Source organism: Mycobacterium sp. NGS68 (assembly GCF_059812195.1).
In genome coordinates this window covers 86127-104328 of the sequence record NZ_JCALCE010000015.1, presented here as the reverse complement: position 1 = coordinate 104328, position 18202 = coordinate 86127, and the positions used below count along the sequence as shown (strand labels likewise).

The following is an 18202-nucleotide window of genomic DNA, read 5'->3' as shown; positions in this document are numbered from 1 at the left end:
TCAAGAGATTCTTCGATTCGCCGTAGCTCGGCTCCAAGGATTCGCAAAGGCGCGGGCGGGAGCATTTCCACCATGACGCTGCAACCGGGTGAGCCCCTGGGTACCGACCTGATCGAACGTTACCTGCGCACCCGTGGGCGCCGGTACTTCCGCGGTCAGCACGACGGCGAGTACTTCTTCGTCGCCAACGCCCACCCGCACCGGCTGCACGTACACCTCGGGATCTCCCGCTGGCACTCCGACGTCTTCACGATCCGCATCACTCCGGCCTGCTTCTTTCCCGTCGCCGAGGATGCCCGGCTGGAGCAAGTCGCCGACGAGTGGAACCAACAGAACCGCCCGGTCATCGCGGTCGTGCACGGATCGTCGGACCCGCAGCGCATCGGCGTCTACGCCAGCGGGCTGCGCCGGATCGTCGACCGCATCCCGTTCGACGATTTCGCGTCGTACGTGGACCACATCCTCGCGGTCGCGACGGAACTGTTCGCCGAGCTGACGCCGGTCGCGGAGCTGCCCGCGCCGCAAGAACCGCTGCTGCGTGACGCCGGCTGAGCCCCTCCGGTCTTCAGCCCAGGAAGGGGAAGCGGCGTTGCCGGGCCAACCGGTCGAGGGCGCGCTGCATCACTGACCGCACGTAGGCGTCGACCTCGTCGACGTCGGGATCGTCGCCGAAGCGCGCGGCGATGTCGATCGGCTCGAGCACCTCGGTGACGATCTTGGCCGGCAGCGGGAAATTCGCCGGCACGATCGGCGTCAGCCCGAACGGGAACCCGAAACTCAACGGCAGCACGTTCAGCCGGAGCTTGGTCAGGCCGAGCCGGCTGGCAAGCTCGCTGCCGCGGGCCAAAAACAGCTGGGTTTCCTGTCCGCCGATCGACACCATCGGCACGATCGGCACACCGGCTTCGATGGCGGTGTTGACGTAACCCGTGTGGCCGTTGAAGTCGACCTTGTTGGCACCCACCGTGGGCCGGAACGAGTCGTATTCGCCGCCCGGGAACACCAGCACCAGCGCGTCCGAATTCAGCGCCGCGGCGGCATTCTCCCGGGTCGCGTCGATGACCCCGAGGCGCAACAGGTATCTGCGCAGTGGACCGGTCAGCTTGAGCAGCCCGTAGTGCGCCAAGACGTAAATCGGGCGCTGATATCCGAACCGGTCATAGAGCGGCGGCACGTAGATGAAGCCGTCGGGGGTGGCCATGCCGCCCGAGTGGTTGGACACCAGCAACGCTCCGCCGAGCGGCGGGACGTTGTCGGTATTGCGGACCTCGGCGCGAAACCAGCGCTTCACCACCGCCCCGCCCGCGGTCGCGACTTGCCTGGTGAACGTCGGATCCCACTTGGCGATTGCGTGGTTGTCAGGCGTATCCCCCATGGCTCACTCCGAGTGTCTGCGTGCCTCGCGGCCGGCGTGATGAAGATTACCTTGTCGGAGTCTCTACATACGTAGAGGATACGGTACTCTCTAATTAAGAGAATGCCATATCCACTTTGAGTGGACAAATCCCACAGCGAGGTAAGCGATGACCGAGAAGGTTCTTGTCACGGGCGGATTTGGGCTGGTCGGGTCGCAGACCGTGCGTCGGCTCGCGGCGGACGGCCACCGGGTGGTCGCCACCGACCTCGGCACCGAGGCGCAGCGCAAGGCAGCGCTGTCGCTGCCCGACGGTGTCGAAGCGCGGTGGGCAGACCTCACCGACGCGGCTCAGGTCCACACCCTGCTGGCCGATACGTCGCCGACCGTGATCGTCCACCTGGCGGCCGTCATACCACCGGTGATCTATCGCCAACACGAACTGGCGCGCCGCGTGAACGTCGACGCCACCGTGACGCTGTTGCGCGCGGCGGAGTCGTGCCAGCCGCCGCCGCGCTTCGTCCAGGCCTCCAGCAACGCCGTGCACGGCGCCCGCAACCCGCATCGGCACCCCGAGTTGCTGCGCGACGACACCCCGCTGCGACCGTCGGATCTCTACGGCGCGCACAAGGCCGAGGCCGAGGAGCACGTCCGGTCCTCCGACCTGCCGTGGGTGGTACTGCGACTCGGCGGGGTGATGAGCGTCGACCCGGGCGCCATGCCCTTCAGCCTCGACGCCCTGTTCTTCGAGAGTGCGCTGCCCACCGACGGGCGCATGCACAGCGTCGACGTCCGCGACGTCGCCGCCGCATTCTCCGCCGCGACGACGGCCGATGTGGTCGGCGAAATCCTACTGATCGGCGGCGACGAGTCGCACTTGCTGCGGCAGGGCGACGTCGGCAAGGCGCTGGCCGCGGCCAGGGGCCTGGTCGACGTGTTGCCCGAGGGCCGGCCCGGGGACCCGGACAGCGACGAGGACTGGTTCGTCACCGACTGGATGGACACCACCCGCGCCCAGGAGGCCCTCTCCTTCCAGCAACACAGCTGGCCGGCGATGCTCGCGGAGATGCGCGCCGCCGCCGGGTGGCGGCGCTACCCGATGCGGTTGGTAGCGCCGCTCGCCCGTTTCGTGCTCGGGCGTCGCGCCGCCTACCGGGATGCGCCGGGGCGCTACGCGGACCCCTGGGGTGCCCTCGGGTCTCGGCTGGGCGACCCGCGTCCCGACGTCACAGAGAGCCTGACAGTCTGATGCAACGACTCAACGGCATGGACGCCATGCTGATCTACAGCGAGACGCCGAACCTGCATACGCACACGCTGAAAGTCGCGGTGATCGATGCCGCCGACGTCCCCGGCTTCGGGTTCGAGGCCTTCCGCGAGCACATCCGCGCCCGGCTGCACGTGCTGGAACCGCTGCGCTACCGACTTGTCCGCGTCCCCTGGCGGCTGCATCATCCGATGTGGCGCCAGGACTGCGACGTGGACCTGGACTACCACGTGCGACGGATCCAGGTAGCCGCCCCCGGCGGTCGGCGCGAGCTGGACGAGGCCATCGGGCGCGTCGCCTCCACGCCGCTGGACCGCGACCGCCCACTGTGGGAGTTCCACTTCGCCGAGGGGTTGGCCGGCAACCGGTTCGCGCTGATCGGCAAGGTGCACCACGCGCTGGCCGACGGCGTCGCCTCGGCGAACCTGCTGGAACGGGCGATGGATCTGACCGACGTGGCCGAGGTTGCCTGCGACCGCGCCGAGGAAGTCCCAACGGCCGTCGAGCTGGTGCGTTCCGCCGGCCGCGACCACGTCCGCCAGATCGCCGGGCTGCCCCGCCTACTCCGCGACGCCGCGCTGGGGATGACGCGGGTACGCCGGCGGGCCAGGCAGCGTGGGCAGCACCCCGACCTGGCGGGCGGGCTGGACGCGCCACCGACGTTCCTCAACCACGTGGTGTCGCCCCAGCGCCGGTTCGCTACCGCGTCGTTGCCGCTGGCCGACGTCAAGGCCACCGCCAGGGCGCTCGGCGTGACGTTCAACGACCTGATCCTGACCATCGCGGCCGGCGGATTGCGCAGGCTGCTGTTGGACTACGACGGCAGCGCCGACCGTCCGCTGATCGCCTCGGTGCCCACGGCCACCGACAAGTCGGACCGGGTGACCGGCAACGAGATCAGCGGCCTGATGGTGTCCCTGCCGGTCCACGTCCCCGACGCCGTCGAACGGGCGCGGCTGGTCGCGCTGGCGAGCCGGATCGCCAAGGAGGACCACGAAATCCTCGGCCCGCGTCTCTACGCCCGCATGATGGCCTATCTGCCGCCGGCGATCGCGCCGGCCGCGTTTCGGTGGCTCGGCCGGCGCGACGCACCGAACAAGCTGATGAACGTCGCCGTGTCCAGCGTCATGGGCCCGCGCGAGCGTGGCCAGTTCGCGGGCGCGTCGGTCAGCGAAATCTACTCGACCGGCGTGCTATCCCCCGGCGCGCCCGTCAACATCACCGTGTGGAGTTACGCCGACCAGCTCGGCATCGCGGTGCTCACCGACGACCAGACGTTCGACGACCCGCACGACGCCACCGACGCACTGAAGTCCGCGTTCGCGGAATTACGCAGCGCCGCAGGCATTTACCGGGTGATCGACTCAGGCCGCCAACACGGCGTCGAGGGCGGAGTAGAACAGGCCGAGTCCGTCGTCTGAGGGGCCGGTTAGCGCTTCGGTGGCGTGCTCGGGGTGCGGCATCAGCCCGACGACGCGACCGTTGGCCGAGCTGATCCCGGCGATATCGCGCAGCGAGCCGTTGACGTTGTCGTGGTAGCGGAACACTACGCGGCCCTCACCCTCGAGCTCGTCGAGCACCTTGGCGGGCGCCACGTAGCGCCCTTCGCCGGACTTCAGCGGCACCAGCAGGTCGGCGTCCGGCTCGAAGCGCGAGGTCCACGCCGTCGACGTCGACGTAACCCGCAACCATACGTCCCGGCAGATGAAGTGCAGGCCGGCGTTGCGGGTCAGCGCACCGGGCAGCAGCCCGGCCTCGCACAACACCTGAAAACCGTTGCAGATGCCTAAGACCGGCAACCCGCGTCCCGCGGCGGCGACCACCTCACCCATCAGCGGCGCGAAGCGGGCGATCGCGCCCGCCCGCAGGTAGTCCCCGTAGGAGAACCCGCCCGGCACCACCACCGCGTCGACGCCCTTCAGGTCGGCGTCAGCGTGCCAGAGGCTGACCGCCTCGGCACCCACCAGTCGGGCCGCGCGCGCGGCATCCACATCGTCGAGGCTGCCGGGGAAGGTGATGACGCCGATCCGGGCGGTCACTGCTGCGCTTCCCGGGTGATCGTCCAGTTCTCGATGACGGTGTTCGCCAACAGCGACTCGGCGATCTCGGCGAGCGTCGAGTCGTCGATGGTGTCGTCGACCTCTAACTCAAATCTCTTGCCCTGACGGACATCTGAGATGCCCGGATGACCGAGCCGGCCCAACGCACCGACAATCGCCTGACCCTGCGGGTCCAAAATCTCCGCCTTGGGCATCACGTGCACGACCACCCGGGCCACCGGCACTCCTCCTCAAGATCCGATTGCTACGCCCGGTGACAACGAGCGCCGAAGCGGCGCGAGTTAAGGAACCGGGCACAGGGTCGGCGCCAACTCTACCGGCGGGCGGTGTCGCGCCGCCCGACGCGTGCACAATCGAACCTATGCAACTGACGCATTTCGGCCATTCCTGCTTGCTCGCGGACTTCGGCAACACCAGGTTGCTCTTCGATCCCGGCACCTTCGCGCACGGCTTCGAGGGACTCACCGGCCTGTCCGCGATCGTGATAACCCATCAGCATCCGGATCACGTGGACGTCAGCCGACTGCCGGCGCTGCTCGAGGGCAATCCGAACGCGGTGCTCTACGCCGACCCGCAGACTACCGAGCAGCTGGGCGCGCCGTGCCAGGCGGTGCGGGTCGGCGACACGCTGCCGGTCGGGGAGCTGACACTGCGGGCCGTCGGGGGCCGGCACGCGGTGATCCATCCGGAAATCCCTGTCATAGACAACATCTCGTATCTGGTCGGCGACGGCGAACATCCGGCGCGGCTGATGCATCCCGGTGACGCGCTGTTCGTTCCCGACGAGCCGGTGGACGTGTTGGCCACGCCCGCGGCGGCGCCCTGGATGAAGATCTCCGAGGCCGTCGACTATCTGCGCGCGGTGGCCCCGGCCCGCGCGGTGCCCATCCATCAGGGCGTCGTCGCCCCCGAGGCCAGGGGTATCTACTACGGCCGGCTCACCGAGATGACCACCACCGACTTCCAGGTCCTTCCCGAGGAGAACGGCGTCACCTTCTAGGCCGAGCAGACGCAAAAGCCCCCATTCGTACCGAAATGAGGGGCTTTTGCGTCTGCTCGTGGAAGGGGTCGCCCTACTTGATGTCGCTCGCCGCACCACGGCCGGCCGCCCGCCCCGAGAAGATGCACCCGCCCAGGAAGGTGCCCTCCAGCGCGCGGTAGCCATGCACCCCGCCGCCGCCGAACCCGGCGACCTCGCCGGCCGCATACAACCCGGCCAACGGCGTGCCGTCGTCCTTGAGCACCCGCGAGTCCAGGTCGGTTTCGATGCCGCCGAGCGTCTTTCGAGTCAGGATGTGCAGCTTGACGGCGATCAACGGCCCCGCCTTCGGGTCGGTCAAGCGGTGCGGCGCCACCACGCGGGTGAACCGGTCGCCCAGATACCCGCGGGCGGCCCGGATCGCGGTGATCTGGCCGTCCTTGCTGAACCTGTTGGCCACCTCGCGGTCCCGCGCGGTGACCTCGGCTTCCACGGTCGCGTAATCCAGCGGCACCACGTCGGGCAACTTGTTCATGCCGGTCACCAACTCGCGCAACGAATGTGCGCTGACGAAGTCCACGCCCCGGTCGACGAAGGCCTGCACCGGCCCCGGCGGGCCGGACCGAACCCGCGACCGCAGCAACTGCACCACGCTCTGCCCGGTCAGGTCGGGGTTCTGCTCCTGCCCGGAAAGCGCGAACTCCTTCTCAATGATCTTGGCGTTCAACACGAACCACGTGTAGTCAGAGCCGGATTTGATGATGTACTCCCACGTGCCGAGGGTGTCGAAGCCGGGATAAAGCGGAACCGGCAGACGCTTGCCGGCCGCATCCAGCCACAGCGACGACGGGCCCGGGATGATCCGGATGCCATGGCTCGGCCAGATCGGGTCGTAGTTGGTGATGCCCTCGGTGTAGTGCCACATCCGGTCGGGGTTGATCACCCGCGCGCCGGCCTCTTGGGAGATGCCGATCATCCGGCCGTCGACGTGGGCCGGCACCCCGCACAGCATCTGCTCGGGGACGCGGCCCATCCGCTTCGGCCAGTTCTTGCGCACCAGCTCGTGGTTGCCCCCGATGCCGCCGCTGGTGACGATCACAGCGGAGGCCCGGAATTCGAATTGGCCCAGCGCCTTTCGTGACGAGGGCACGCCGCGTGGTTCGGTCGACGGCTCAAGCACCGTGCCGCGGACGCCCGTCACGGCGCCGGACTCGACGATCAACTCGTCGACCTGGTGGCGATGGGCGAAGCGCACCGTCGAACGGTCCCGCAGCCGACGCGCGAATACTTCGACCAAGGCGGGCCCGGTACCCCACGTGATGTGGAAGCGCGGAACCGAATTGCCGTGTCCTCGGGCGTCATAGCCGCCGCGCTCGGCCCAGCCCACGAACGGGAAGATCTGCACCCCCCGGGCATGCAGCCACGAGCGCTTCTCGCCGGCCGCGAAATCGACGTACGCGTGCGCCCACTGTCGCGGCCAATGGTCTTCCGGGCGATCGAAGCCCGCCGTTCCGAGCCAGTCCTGCAACGCCAGTTCGTGGCTGTCGCGGATGCCGAGCCTGCGTTGCTCGGGGCTGTCGACGAAGAACAGCCCGCCGAACGACCAGAATGCCTGCCCACCGAGGTTGGCGCTGTTCTCCTGGTCCAGGATCAGCACGCGCAAACCGCGCTCCACCAACTCGCAGGCCGCTACCAGACCCGCGAGGCCCGCTCCGACAACGATGACGTCAGCGTCGAACCCTGCGCCCGAAGAATCGCCCATGTCGGTACAGGGTAATTACCCCCGCGATCAGGCGGCGTCGAGATTGGCCTTATCGGGCTGCCACTGGTACACGGTCGGCGTGCAGCCGTGCATGCATGCCAGGTCGACGGCGTCCAGCATTGCCTGCAGCGGGCCGGGCTTGCGCAGCTGCCGGGCGGCGACCGCCACCCGCACCACGCCGCCACGCCGGGCGATCCGCTCGGCGGACAGCACCACCATTCGGCACCACCACGGCTCCGTCAGGAAGCCTTCGCCGATCCCCAGCACGCGGGTGCGCACCGTGGTGTGGCGCACCAGGTCGGTGACCCCGTGCAGGTCCGCAAGCAACCGAAAGCCATTCCGCGGCAATGCTTTCACTACACCTGGCGACACCACCCAGCCCGGCGCCGCGAAGAGCCGGGTGCGCAACCCGAGGTGCTCGAGCACCCGGTCGGCGGCCGTCAGCCGCAGGTTGGCCTCGTGCGCGCGCAGCATGGCGAACTCGCCGCGCCGCTTCTTGGTGGCCGCGTCGTCGTAGCCGTGCAGAACAATCGCGTCCCCACCGAAGCGGCGGCTCGACAGCCACTCGACGGTGCGCGGGTCGTCGTCCAGGCGGTAGTCACCCGACAGGCGGGGAGCCACCAGCAACGACACCGGCACGGAGCGGGCGTCCATCTGCGCACAAAACGCCTCGACGTCGGACAGAGTGCGTTCCCCTATCCCCGAGACCGAGACGATCAGTTTTCCAGACACACTCGCAGTGTGCCGATTCCAGATGTCGGGACGGTGAAGGACACGCAGACGGCAGGCGTATATACAGCCGCTTCACAGTTGTGGCAAACCGCCGCCAGCGGCGCCGCGCAAAAACGGTTCGATATGCTAAGCAACGCCATGGACGAGGCCCGTTCCGCAGCGGCCGACGCCCCGCCGCTCACCACCCCCACCCTGCAGTCAGGGGCGGGTGCACCGGTCTGTCCGGACAAGCTCGACGCCAGACTGTTGCGGATCTCCGGGGTATGCATCCTGGCCACCGTGATGGCGATCCTGGACGTCACCGTCGTCAGCGTCGCGCAGCGCACCTTCATCGATCAGTTCGGCTCGACGCAGGCCGTCGTGGGCTGGACGATGACGGGCTACACGCTCGCGCTGGCCACCGTGATCCCGGTGACCGGCTGGGCCGCCGACCGGTTCGGCACCAAGCGCCTCTTCATGGGCTCGGTGCTGGCGTTCACGCTCGGCTCGCTGTTGTGCGCGGCGGCGGCGAACATCCTGCAGCTCATCATTTTCCGGGTAATTCAGGGCATCGGCGGCGGCATGCTGCTGCCGCTGAGTTTCATGATCCTGACCCGCGAGGCCGGCCCCCGCCGACTCGGGCGGCTGATGTCGATCCTGAGCATCCCGATGCTGCTCGCCCCCATCGGCGGCCCGATCCTGGGCGGCTGGCTCATCGGCACCTCGAGCTGGCGGTGGATCTTCCTGATCAACCTGCCGTTCGGGCTCGCCACCATCGCCCTCGCGGCCATCGTCTTCGCGAAGGATCACCCGGCGCGGTCGGAGACGTTCGACGTCGTCGGTGGGCTGCTGCTCTCCCCCGGACTCGCGACGTTCCTGTTTGCGGTGTCTTCCATCCCGGGCCGCGGGACGGTGGCCGATCGCCACGTGCTGATCCCGGCGGGGATCGGGCTGGCGCTGATCGCCGCGTTCGTGGTGCATGCATGGCGCCGAGCGGATCACCCACTCATCGATTTGCGGCTGTTCGGCAACCCGGTGCTCACCCAGGCCAACGTGACGATGGTGGTGTTCGCCGTTGCCTTCTTCGGTGCGTGCCTGGTACTGCCGAGCTACCTCCAGCAGGTGCTGCACCACACGCCGATGCAGGCCGGGCTGCACATGATCCCCCAGGGACTCGGCGCGATGCTGACCATGCGACTGACCGGCCCGCTGGTCGACCGGCAGGGTCCGGGCAAGATCGTGCTGGTCGGCATCGCGCTGATCACCGCGGGCCTGGGCACGTTCGCTTTCGGCGTGGCCCGGCAGGCCGCGTACGTGCCCACCCTGTTGATCGGGTTGACGATCATGGGCCTGGGCATGGGGTGCACCATGATGCCGCTGTCCGTGGCGTCGGTGCAGGCATTGGCGCCGCATCAGATTGCGCGTGGTACGACGCTGATCAGTGTCAGCCAGCAGGTGGGCGGCTCGATGGGAACCGCGCTGATGTCGATGATCCTGACCAACCAGTTCAACCGCAGCGAAAACATCAGTGCGGCAAACAAACTTGCCGCCCTGCAACAAAGGGCCGCGGCCAGTGGCGGTTCAGTCGACCCGTCGGCCGTACCCCGGCAGACGCTCGCCCCCGGCTTTGCGGACAATGTGCTGCACGACCTTTCGCACGCCTACACGACGGTGTTCGTGGTGGCGGTCGCCCTGGTGCTGACGACCATCATCCCGGCGGCCTTTCTGCCGAAGACCCCCGCCGCCCAGTAGCGCGAGCAACCTAGGCCTCGAACAGCATCGTCGCAATCCGCATCACCGTGTCCATCGGATCTGCCCGTCGCACTTCGGGATTGACGGCATCGTTGAGCCACAGCGTCGAAAACCCGTGCACCAGCGACCAAGCCGCCAGCTCGGCGCCGGCCGGGTCGGCACGCGCGTTCTGGTCGGCCAGCGTCGACACCCCGCGTGACAGTTCGGCGCCGGCGGCGGCTTCGGCGGCGGCCAGTTCCGCGTCGGACGTGTCGAGCAACGACTTGTTGAACATCACCTGGTAGTGACCCGGATGGGTGATGGCGAACCGGACGTAGGCCACCGCCGCGTCGGCAAATTGCGGTCGCGCTGCGACGAGCGCCTCGGCCAGCAGCCGAAAGCCCTCCGTGGCCAGCGCGGTGAACAAGCCACGCCGATCGCTGAAGTGGTGCGCGGGCGCGGCGTGCGATACGCCGGCGTCCCGGGCCAATTCGCGTAGCGACACACGGTCGGCGCCGCGCTCGGCAACCAGGCGCGCGGCTTCGGTCAGGATGACGGCCCGCAGGTCGCCGTGGTGGTAGGCGGGGCGATTCACGGCGCCAGCATAGCGCCTCGAACTTGACAGTGGCTAGATGGCGAGCCTAACGTGATCCCCGAACTTGTCACTGACTAGATTGGGGAACTGGAAATGGCTCCTGTGATCGCGCTGCTGGTGGGTAGCCTCGCCGCCAGGATCGTCGGATGGTTTGGGGTCGCCTACTGCGACAGCTGGCCCGCGGCGATCGCCGTCGGACTGGCCGCGATGTTCGTCCTGACCGGCACCGCGCATTTCGCACCGCCGTTGCGCCGCGACCTCGTCGCGATCGTTCCGCCGCGCCTCCCCATGCGCGGCCTGCTGGTCACCGCCACCGGCGTGCTGGAGTTGCTGGGCGCGGTAGGCCTGCTGCTGCCCGCCACCCGGGTGGCCGCGGCCTGGTGCCTGCTGGTGCTGATGCTGGCGATGTTCCCGGCCAACGTCTATGCGGCCCGGATGCCCAATCCGCCCAAGTCGATGACGACGCGGCTATCCCTGCGCGCCGCCCTCGAGGTCGCGTTCCTGGCCGCGGCCGTAGCGGTCGCCGTCGGCGGCGGCCAGCAGCCAGGCGTACTGGTACGCGGTTTCCTTCCATGCTTTGTAGCGGCCGCTGACCCCACCATGGCCGGCCGCCATCTGGGTCTTGAGCAGCACCGGGTTGTCGTCGGTCTTGGTGTGCCGCAGGGCGGCAACCCATTTGGCCGGCTCGACGTAGTAGACCCGGGTGTCGTTGAGTGACGTCATCGCCAGGATTGCCGGATACGGCTTGGCTTCGACGTTCTCGTACGGCGAGTATGACTTCATGTAGGCGTAGACACCGCTGTCTTCCAACGGGTTTCCCCATTCGTCCCATTCGGTGACGGTCAGCGGCAGGGAGGGATCCAGGATGGTGGTCAGCGGGTCGACGAAGGGCACCTGCGCGAGTATCCCCGCGAACAGGTCGGGGGCCAGGTTCGCCACCGCGCCCACCAGCAGACCTCCGGCGCTGCCGCCCAGAGCCACCAGCTTCTGCGGCCGGGTGAGTCCGGAGTCCACCAGATGCCTTCCCGCCGCAACGAAGTCGGTGAAGGTGTTCCGCTTCTTCAGCAGCTTGCCGTGCTCGTACCAAAGCCTGCCCATCTCGCCGCCGCCCCGAACGTGGGCGACGACGAACACCATGCCGCGATCCAGCAGCGACAGCCGGGCGATGGAAAAAGCCGGGTCAGTGCAGATCTCATAGGCACCGTAGCCGTACAGCAATGCCGGCGCCGGAAATTCGGTGCCGACGCGATGCACGATCGACAGCGGGATCAGGGTGCCGTCCTCGGCGCGCGCCCAGTCGCGCCGCTCGACGTAGTCCGACGGCCGGTAGTCGCCGAGTACGGGTTGCTCGCGCAGCAGCGTGCGTTCGCCGGTGTTCAGGTCGAGGTCATAGACGCGCGACGGCGTGATAAACGAGCCCGCCCGGATCCGCAGCTTGGGCGAGTCCCAGTTCGGGTTGGCGCTCACGCCGGACGACGTCAGCTCGGAGTCGAACGAGATCTCCTCGGGCTCAGCGTAGTTGCCGTCGTCGCCGACGGGCCACAGCTGGATCCGCGGCAGCGCCTCGCGCCGGTAGCTGACCACCAGGTGGCGCGCGAAGGCGTCCACGTAATCGAGGCGCACGTCGTCGCGGTGCGCGATCAGGGTGCGCTGCCGAGTCGGGTCGCTGACGGGCGCCTCGACGAGGGTGAAGTTCACCGCACCGTCGTTGTGCATGATCAGGAATCGGTCCTCGCCACCAACCACCGCGTGCTCGATCGAGTACTCGACACCGTCCCGTCGCGGCAACACGACGGTGAACTGCGCCTCGGGGTCGGCCGCGTCGGCGTAACGGTATTCCGACGTGATGGCCGATCCCGCGGAGATGAGGACGTAGTCTTCGCTTCGGGTGAGCCCCACCGCGAGCCAAAACCGTTCGTCGGGCTCGTGATACACCTGCTCCGACGATTCACCCGCGCCGAGTCGGTAGCGCCACACCTTGTCGGGACGCCGGGCCTCGTCCAGCGTCGTGTAGTACACGGTCCGGTTGTCGGCGGCCCAGGTCACCCCGGCGCCGATCGGGGTGAGCTCGTCGGGGAACAGCTCACCGGTGCGTAAGTCCTTGAATCGCAGCGTGTATCGCTCGTCGCCGAGAACGTCCACCGAGTACGCGAGCAGGTGGCCATCCAGGCTGACCAGGCAGGCACCGAGGGCGAAGAATTCGTGGCCCTCGGCCTCGACGTTGGAGTCGAGCAGGATCTGCTCGCCGGGGATCTCGGTGTTCTCGTCCAGAATTGGCGGGTCCCAGTCGTCGGGATCGCTGACCGGACAGCGGCACTGGACGCGGTACTGCTTTCCCTCAAAGGTGCGACCGTAGTACCACCAGTCGCCCTGGCGGACCGGCACGGACAGGTCGGTTTCTTTGGTGCGCGCCTTGATCTCGTCGAAGATGCTCTGCCGCAGCGGTTCGAGGTGCGCGGTCGTCTGGTCGGCGTAGTCGTTCTCGGCCTCGAGGTACGCGATCACTTCGGGATTGTCCTTGTCCCGCAGCCATTCGTACGGGTCGATGAAGACGTCGCCGTGGTACTCACGCCTGGTGTCGACGCGTTTGGCGACCGGCGGCACCGGTGTGTCCGTCACGCGCCCGGCCCGATCCAGTCGTCGAAGCTCAGGCCCGAAATGCGTTCGTAGGCGTTGATATACCGGTCCCGGGTGGCGTCGATGATGTCGTCCGGGAGCGGTGGTGGCGGCTTCGTTCCGCCGCGGTCCCAGCCGGAGGCGGGGCTGGTGAGCCAGTTACGGACGAACTGTTTGTCGAAGCTGTTCTGCACCACGCCCGGCCGGTATTCGTCGGCGGGCCAGTACCGCGACGAGTCCGGTGTGAAGATTTCGTCGGCCAGCAGGATGTTGCCGTCGGGATCGACGCCGAACTCGAACTTGGTGTCGGCGATGATGATTCCCTTTCTCAGCGCGTGATCGGCGGCCTGCACGTAGATCTGTAACGTGCGGTCGCGCAGCTGATTGGCGTGCACCGTGCCCACCAGCTCGATCGCGCGGGCAAACGAGATGTTCTCGTCGTGGTCTCCGAGCGCCGCCTTGGTCGCCGGCGTGAACAGCGGGGAGTCGAACTTGCTGGCCTCGACCAGCCCCGGGGGCAGCGCGATTCCGCAGACCTTCCCGGTCGACTGGTAGTCCAGCAGCCCGGAGCCGGTCAAATACCCCCGCGCCACACATTCCACCGGAAACATCTCGAGCTGCCGCACGAGCAGCGCCCGGCCCAGCACCTCGTCGGGAATTCGCGGGTCGTCCGGCGGACCGGCCAGGTGGTTCGGTGCGTCGACGAGGCCGAAGAAGAACACGCTCATCGCGGTCAGGATGCGGCCCTTGTCGGGGATGGTGCTGTCCAGGACGTAGTCGTAGGCCGAGATCCGGTCCGAGGCGACCAGCAACAGGTGGTCCTCATCGACGCGGTAGATCTCGCGGACCTTGCCGCTGGCCAAATGCTGGTAATCGGACAAAGCGGGACGCATCGCGCCAGCCTATCCGGCAGGCTGGCGCCAAAGGGGCCTGGTAGGGGGCTGGTATCAAGTGGTATGAGGTTCTTGCCCTACTCCACCAAGCCACTGCGGCTGTTCGGCCAATTGATGAGCGACGTCACGGTCACGATCTGGACGACGATCTGGGTCTTCGTCGGCCTCGCAGTGCACAGCGCCATCTCAACGATCGCCGACGCCGGCCGCCAGGTCGAAACCGGCTCGAAGGGGGTTGCGGGGAACCTGGCGTCGGCGGGCCAAGACGCACAGCACATTCCGTTACTGGGCGACGCGGTAGGCAAGCCGCTCACCGCGGCGAGCAAGGCCGCCCTCGACATCGCAAGCGCCGGGCACGATCTCGATACGACGGCGACGTGGCTGGCGGTGGTACTGGCGCTGGCGGTCGCCTCGACGCCCATCCTCGCGGTGACCGGACCGTGGTTGTTCCTGCGGCTGCGGTTCTTCCGGCGCAAGCTGGCCGTGACCGCGCTCGCCGCCTCCGCCGCCGGTCAGCAACTGCTGGCGCTACGCGCATTGGCGAACCGGTCGCCGGCGAAGCTGGCGAAGGTGTGCCCGGATCCGGTGGGGGCGTGGCGGCACGAGGACCCCATAGTCATTCGCGGGCTGGCCGCGCTGGAGCTGAAGGCGGCCGGGATCAGGCTGCGAATGCCCTAAGGCATAACTTGGGTCTTGTTCGCTGAACCGTAAGGAGCGGCGGTGAGGGCACGGACGCTGGCCGCGATGTTCGCGGTCCTGCTGGCGATCGGCGGCGTCGCCGTGACTGCGCGGGCCGAACCCCCTTCGGGCGGCCTCGGCGACAGGTTGGTGGGCTGGGATACCTACCGACGACTGGATCGCCTGCCGTATCTGAGCGCCGATACGCAGACGCTGCAGGTGTCGAGCTTCGATCGCAGCGGCGGCGATTTCGACATCTCGACCGGCAACGACAACGGCAGCGGCGGTTGCCTGGCCTCCGGCGGCGCCGGCTGCGTGATAGCCGAGGACCGCGGCGCCGGCGAGGTCGATTCGATCTGGTTCACCCGCGACGGCGGCAACGTCACGCGGATGGGCGCGATCCGCATCGAACTCGACGGGCAGACGGTGATCGACGCGTCGTTGCAGTCACTGGTCGACGGCGAGCGGGGCGCGCCGTTCGTGTGGCCGCTGGTGGCGAATGCCGCGCAATCGGCGGGCGGCGTGTACATCAAGGTGCCGATGCCGTACCGGCGGTCGATGCGGATCAGCGTCGCACGGAATCTGCAGTACTACCACGTCGGTTACCGCAAGTTCGCGACGGCCGAAGGCGTCAGCACATTCTCGCTCGCCGATCCCGCGCTCGACGTGGTCGCCGCCCTGCGCGCGGCGGGCACCGCCGACCCGAAACCCAGCGTGGTCGGACAGACGCATGACCGTCGGGTGGTCGAGGTACCTGCAGATGCCGGTGTGACGATCGCGGAATCGCGAGGGCCGGGCGCGGTTTCGGCGCTGCGCCTGCGGCTGCCGGAAGCCGCGGCGCTGGCCAGGTTGCACCTGGTGATCGAGTTCGACGACCGCACAATGGTCGACTCACCGCTGGCCGAATTCTTCGGCGCCGGACTGGGCGCCAACGACGTGCGCTCGCTGATGTTCGCCACGACCCCGCAGGGCGACGCGCTGTCGTTGTCGGCTTGGTGGCCAATGCCTTTCGCCCGCAACGTCCGCGTCACACTGGTCAATACCACCGGTGATCCCGTCCCGGGCATCGAGACCGACGTGGCGACGACCGCCGATCCGCAGTGGGCGGCGGCGCTGGCCAGCGGCCGGGCCGGCTATTTCACCGCACGCTCGCGCGCCGGAGCCACTGTGCCCGGCCAGGACTGGCTGTTCGCCGAAGAACAGGGCCACGGGAAGTTCGTCGGCGTCAGTCACACCATCCGTGGCTCGCGAACCAAGACGAAGTTCAGCGATGACGCCCCATACTTTCTCGAGGGTGCCGAACGCGTCTACACCGACGGTTCCCCGTCGCCGCAGTGGTACGGAACCGGCACCGAGGACTTCTACGAGGGCGGCTGGTATTTCAACGGCGGCACGCACTTCAGCGATCCGCTCAACGGCCAGCCCGACCAGCGCACGGCGAGCGGTGGGTGCGCGGACTACTGCGTCGCCGTCTACCGGATACTGCTGGCCGACGCCATCGGCTATCACTCCGCGCTGCGATTCGGCATCGAACACGGTAAACGCAACATGGTCCAACCCCACTACAGCTCAACGGCGTTCCTTTACACACAGCCCGACGACACCATCGTCCGCGGCGACGAACTCAGCCCCGGTGAGGCTGGCTCCACCGAGTTGCTCGTCAGCTCCTACGAGGGCAGCGACGACGGCCGCCCCGTCACCGGGTTGGTCCGGGCCACCCACGACCCGATCACCCTCAACGTCCAGATCCCGCCCGAAAACCACGGGGTCCTGCTGGGCCGCACGTCGGACCAGTCGACCGGCTTTCAATCGGCCGACGTCACCGTGGAGGGCGTGCCCGTTGGCACCTGGATACAGCCGCGCAGCAACACCTTTCACCGCTGGCTGGACGACACGTTCGTCGTCCCCGGCGTTCTGACCGCGGGCAAGTCCGTCATCACCGTCACGCTGACACCCGTTGCGACGGCACCACTTTGGACCGCGAGTAGCTACCGCGTCGACGCGCTCACGGGGGCCTAGCGTTTCACACAGCCACGCCGGGAGATGCCGTTGCGAGGCCGATCTGCCGGCAGCCCTCCAACAACCGATGGTCGTATGTGACGAAAGCTCGGAGTTCCCGGTGGATTTGGGTTGCCGCCGCAAGATGGATCGCGTCGAGAGAGCGCAGGCTGGCCGGGCCGATAGTTTCCGCCAGGGCGATCACCGATTCGGCGAGCGGGAGGATGTCCAACCCGTCGAGGAGGTAACGCGCACGGTCGGCTTGGCTCGGTCCTCCATGTCGGGCTACGACGCGCATCAACTCGACACGGCTGAGCGCGCTCGTCACCGCGTACGCACCTCCGTCGATTTGCGCGGCTAGCCATGCCTTCAGTTCGGCCGTCTCGTGCTCGGCAATGAGCAGCTTCGTAAGCGCCGAGGTCTCGACATAGATCACTGTTCGTCGCGCATCTCACGGAGAATGTCGTAGAGGCTTCGCTGGTCGGCGCGGGGCGGCTCGGGTGTCACGTCGAGCAGGTTGCGCGCTCGGCTGGCCGGAATCAAGGCACCTGATTCGATCAGGGCTTCGCGCGAACGCTGCGCGGCGCCGACGGGAACCAAGCGGGCCACCAGCCGCCCTTTGTTGGTGACACCGAGTTCCTCCCCTGCCTCGACCCGGGCGAGGTATCGCGACGCGTGCTGTCGCAGTTCTCGAACGCCGATTACCTCCACCGGCACATGGTAGCACAACATGTGCTACTGATGTGCCGGCACGCGATCAGACGACATTCGATCCGCACGCCAACACCACGACCGCATGGGCACGTCGATCACGTGAGCCCCAGGGAAGCGCGCCTGCAGATCGGCGCGCGCCGCCGCCTGAGCCCGCGCCCGATCTCCGGCCGACGCGACGATGGCCCTGCTGTAGGTGCCGAGCATCGCGACGACGTCGTCGACCGCCATCGTCCGCACGAACCGAAAGATCTCTCGCGCAACGTTTTCGAAGATCCGCGGCTCCGGTAGCTCGAAGTCCAGACGCCTCCGAAATCGGTTGGCAAGTTCCGTCGATACGGCGTCACCCCCCGGCAACCGGTCCAGGTCTCGCACCCAATCCACCTCGCGGTCGCGGCTGGTCCAGATCAGCCCGAGCCGGCCACCGTCGCGCAACACCCGCCCGATCTCCGGTATCGCCCTCTCATGGTCCATCCAGTGCCACGCCGACGACACGAACACCGCGTCCGCGGACGCGTCGGGAAGCGGAATCGCCTCGCCACGACCCTCGAGCGCCCGGACTCCCGGCGTGCGCGCCGCCAGCACCTCGCGCATCCGCGAGTCGGGCTCGACCGCGATCACCTCCGCCACCCGGCCGACGAGCCTGCGGGTGAACAGCCCGGTGCCCGCGCCGACGTCGACGGCCACCTCGCAACCGGGCGGCACCAGCCAGTCCACCGCCTCGTCCGGGGGTGGCGGCCGCAGCCCGTCGTAATCCTCGGCAACAGAGCCGAAGGACATCGCGCGCTCTTGACGATCGGTCACCGTCGCCACGGTAGTCCCGCTCACTGTGCCGCAGCTGTGCCGA

Annotated in this window: 18 protein-coding genes and 1 pseudogene; 8 read left to right on the top strand and 11 right to left on the bottom strand. The window is 68.0% G+C overall.

Going from position 1 to position 18202, the window contains the following annotated elements; all coding sequences use genetic code 11:
* Positions 1 to 72 precede the first annotated feature (72 nt).
* The gene (locus AC5Y5V_RS17930; protein WP_499937951.1) at positions 73 to 552 is read left to right on the top strand and encodes a hypothetical protein; all 480 of its coding nucleotides are present in this window, start codon (positions 73 to 75) and stop codon (positions 550 to 552) included.
* A gap of 13 nt (positions 553 to 565) precedes the next feature.
* Here the strand turns inward: AC5Y5V_RS17930 and AC5Y5V_RS17925 are convergent, their stop codons facing one another.
* Entirely contained in the window at positions 566 to 1375 is an 810-nt protein-coding gene (locus AC5Y5V_RS17925; RefSeq protein ID WP_499937947.1) for a lysophospholipid acyltransferase family protein, read from the bottom strand.
* Positions 1376 to 1523: 148 nt separating this feature from the next.
* On the opposite strand from AC5Y5V_RS17925, the gene AC5Y5V_RS17920 reads away from it, so the two are divergent.
* Complete coding sequence (locus tag AC5Y5V_RS17920; RefSeq protein ID WP_499937943.1) at positions 1524 to 2603, top strand: NAD-dependent epimerase/dehydratase family protein; 1080 nt, start codon at positions 1524 to 1526, stop codon at positions 2601 to 2603.
* A complete protein-coding gene (locus AC5Y5V_RS17915; protein ID WP_499937939.1) occupies positions 2603 to 4042 on the top strand; it encodes a WS/DGAT/MGAT family O-acyltransferase in 1440 nt (479 codons plus the stop codon). The genes AC5Y5V_RS17920 and AC5Y5V_RS17915 overlap by 1 nt, the downstream gene beginning before the upstream one ends.
* Here the strand turns inward: AC5Y5V_RS17915 and purQ are convergent.
* Positions 3986 to 4660, bottom strand: a complete 675-nt coding sequence (purQ, locus tag AC5Y5V_RS17910) for a phosphoribosylformylglycinamidine synthase subunit PurQ (protein ID WP_499937936.1) — start codon at positions 4658 to 4660, stop codon at positions 3986 to 3988. The genes AC5Y5V_RS17915 and purQ overlap by 57 nt on opposite strands.
* Positions 4657 to 4899, bottom strand: a complete 243-nt coding sequence (gene purS / locus AC5Y5V_RS17905) for a phosphoribosylformylglycinamidine synthase subunit PurS (RefSeq protein ID WP_499937934.1) — start codon at positions 4897 to 4899, stop codon at positions 4657 to 4659. Before purS ends, purQ begins: the two co-directional genes overlap by 4 nt.
* A gap of 143 nt (positions 4900 to 5042) precedes the next feature.
* Here purS and AC5Y5V_RS17900 point away from each other — a divergent pair, with 143 nt between their 5' ends.
* The gene (locus tag AC5Y5V_RS17900; protein WP_499937931.1) at positions 5043 to 5681 is read left to right on the top strand and encodes an MBL fold metallo-hydrolase; all 639 of its coding nucleotides are present in this window, start codon (positions 5043 to 5045) and stop codon (positions 5679 to 5681) included.
* 73 nt (positions 5682 to 5754) lie between these two features.
* Here AC5Y5V_RS17900 and AC5Y5V_RS17895 read toward each other — a convergent pair whose 3' ends face one another.
* Both AC5Y5V_RS17895 and AC5Y5V_RS17890 read right to left on the bottom strand, forming a co-directional pair.
* Positions 5755 to 7422, bottom strand: a complete 1668-nt coding sequence (locus AC5Y5V_RS17895; protein ID WP_499937926.1) for an FAD-binding dehydrogenase — start codon at positions 7420 to 7422, stop codon at positions 5755 to 5757.
* A gap of 27 nt (positions 7423 to 7449) precedes the next feature.
* Positions 7450 to 8154, bottom strand: coding sequence for a DUF2334 domain-containing protein (locus AC5Y5V_RS17890; RefSeq protein ID WP_499937922.1), 705 nt, complete (start codon positions 8152 to 8154; stop codon positions 7450 to 7452).
* Positions 8155 to 8277: 123 nt separating this feature from the next.
* Here AC5Y5V_RS17890 and AC5Y5V_RS17885 point away from each other — a divergent pair, with 123 nt between their 5' ends.
* Positions 8278 to 9885 (top strand): DHA2 family efflux MFS transporter permease subunit, encoded by a 1608-nt coding sequence (locus AC5Y5V_RS17885; protein ID WP_499937917.1) that lies wholly within the window; start codon positions 8278 to 8280, stop codon positions 9883 to 9885.
* Positions 9886 to 9895: 10 nt separating this feature from the next.
* On the opposite strand, the gene AC5Y5V_RS17880 is transcribed toward AC5Y5V_RS17885, so the two are convergent.
* Positions 9896 to 10459, bottom strand: coding sequence for a TetR/AcrR family transcriptional regulator (locus tag AC5Y5V_RS17880; RefSeq protein WP_499937914.1), 564 nt, complete (start codon positions 10457 to 10459; stop codon positions 9896 to 9898).
* Between the two features lie 93 nt (positions 10460 to 10552).
* On the opposite strand from AC5Y5V_RS17880, the pseudogene AC5Y5V_RS17875 reads away from it, so the two are divergent.
* Positions 10553 to 10993 (top strand): annotated as a pseudogene (locus AC5Y5V_RS17875) (DoxX family protein); the annotation flags it as partial.
* Here AC5Y5V_RS17875 and AC5Y5V_RS17870 read toward each other — a convergent pair.
* On the bottom strand, positions 10928 to 13078 hold the full coding sequence (locus AC5Y5V_RS17870; RefSeq protein WP_499937911.1) for a S9 family peptidase: 2151 nt from the start codon (positions 13076 to 13078) through the stop codon (positions 10928 to 10930). The pseudogene AC5Y5V_RS17875 and the gene AC5Y5V_RS17870 overlap by 66 nt on opposite strands.
* Positions 13075 to 13968, bottom strand: a complete 894-nt coding sequence (locus AC5Y5V_RS17865) for a phosphoribosylaminoimidazolesuccinocarboxamide synthase (RefSeq protein WP_499937909.1) — start codon at positions 13966 to 13968, stop codon at positions 13075 to 13077. The genes AC5Y5V_RS17870 and AC5Y5V_RS17865 overlap by 4 nt, the downstream gene beginning before the upstream one ends.
* Before the next feature lie 63 nt (positions 13969 to 14031).
* Between AC5Y5V_RS17865 and AC5Y5V_RS17860 the strand changes: the two genes are divergently transcribed.
* A complete protein-coding gene (locus AC5Y5V_RS17860; RefSeq protein ID WP_499937907.1) occupies positions 14032 to 14646 on the top strand; it encodes a hypothetical protein in 615 nt (204 codons plus the stop codon).
* Between the two features lie 66 nt (positions 14647 to 14712).
* Positions 14713 to 16665 (top strand): glycoside hydrolase family 172 protein, encoded by a 1953-nt coding sequence (locus AC5Y5V_RS17855; RefSeq protein WP_499938077.1) that lies wholly within the window; start codon positions 14713 to 14715, stop codon positions 16663 to 16665.
* A gap of 4 nt (positions 16666 to 16669) precedes the next feature.
* Here the strand turns inward: AC5Y5V_RS17855 and AC5Y5V_RS17850 are convergent, their stop codons facing one another.
* The 3 genes from AC5Y5V_RS17850 to AC5Y5V_RS17840 are packed head-to-tail and all read right to left on the bottom strand — an operon-like array spanning position 16670 to position 18159.
* Positions 16670 to 17080, bottom strand: coding sequence for a type II toxin-antitoxin system VapC family toxin (locus AC5Y5V_RS17850; protein WP_499937905.1), 411 nt, complete (start codon positions 17078 to 17080; stop codon positions 16670 to 16672).
* Positions 17077 to 17355 carry a type II toxin-antitoxin system Phd/YefM family antitoxin gene (locus tag AC5Y5V_RS17845; RefSeq protein WP_499937903.1) on the bottom strand — a complete coding sequence of 93 codons (279 nt, stop codon included), beginning with the start codon at positions 17353 to 17355 and terminating at the stop codon, positions 17077 to 17079. Before AC5Y5V_RS17845 ends, AC5Y5V_RS17850 begins: the two co-directional genes overlap by 4 nt.
* Positions 17356 to 17379: 24 nt before the next feature.
* Entirely contained in the window at positions 17380 to 18159 is a 780-nt protein-coding gene (locus AC5Y5V_RS17840; protein WP_499937901.1) for a class I SAM-dependent methyltransferase, read from the bottom strand.
* Positions 18160 to 18202: the final 43 nt, after the last annotated feature.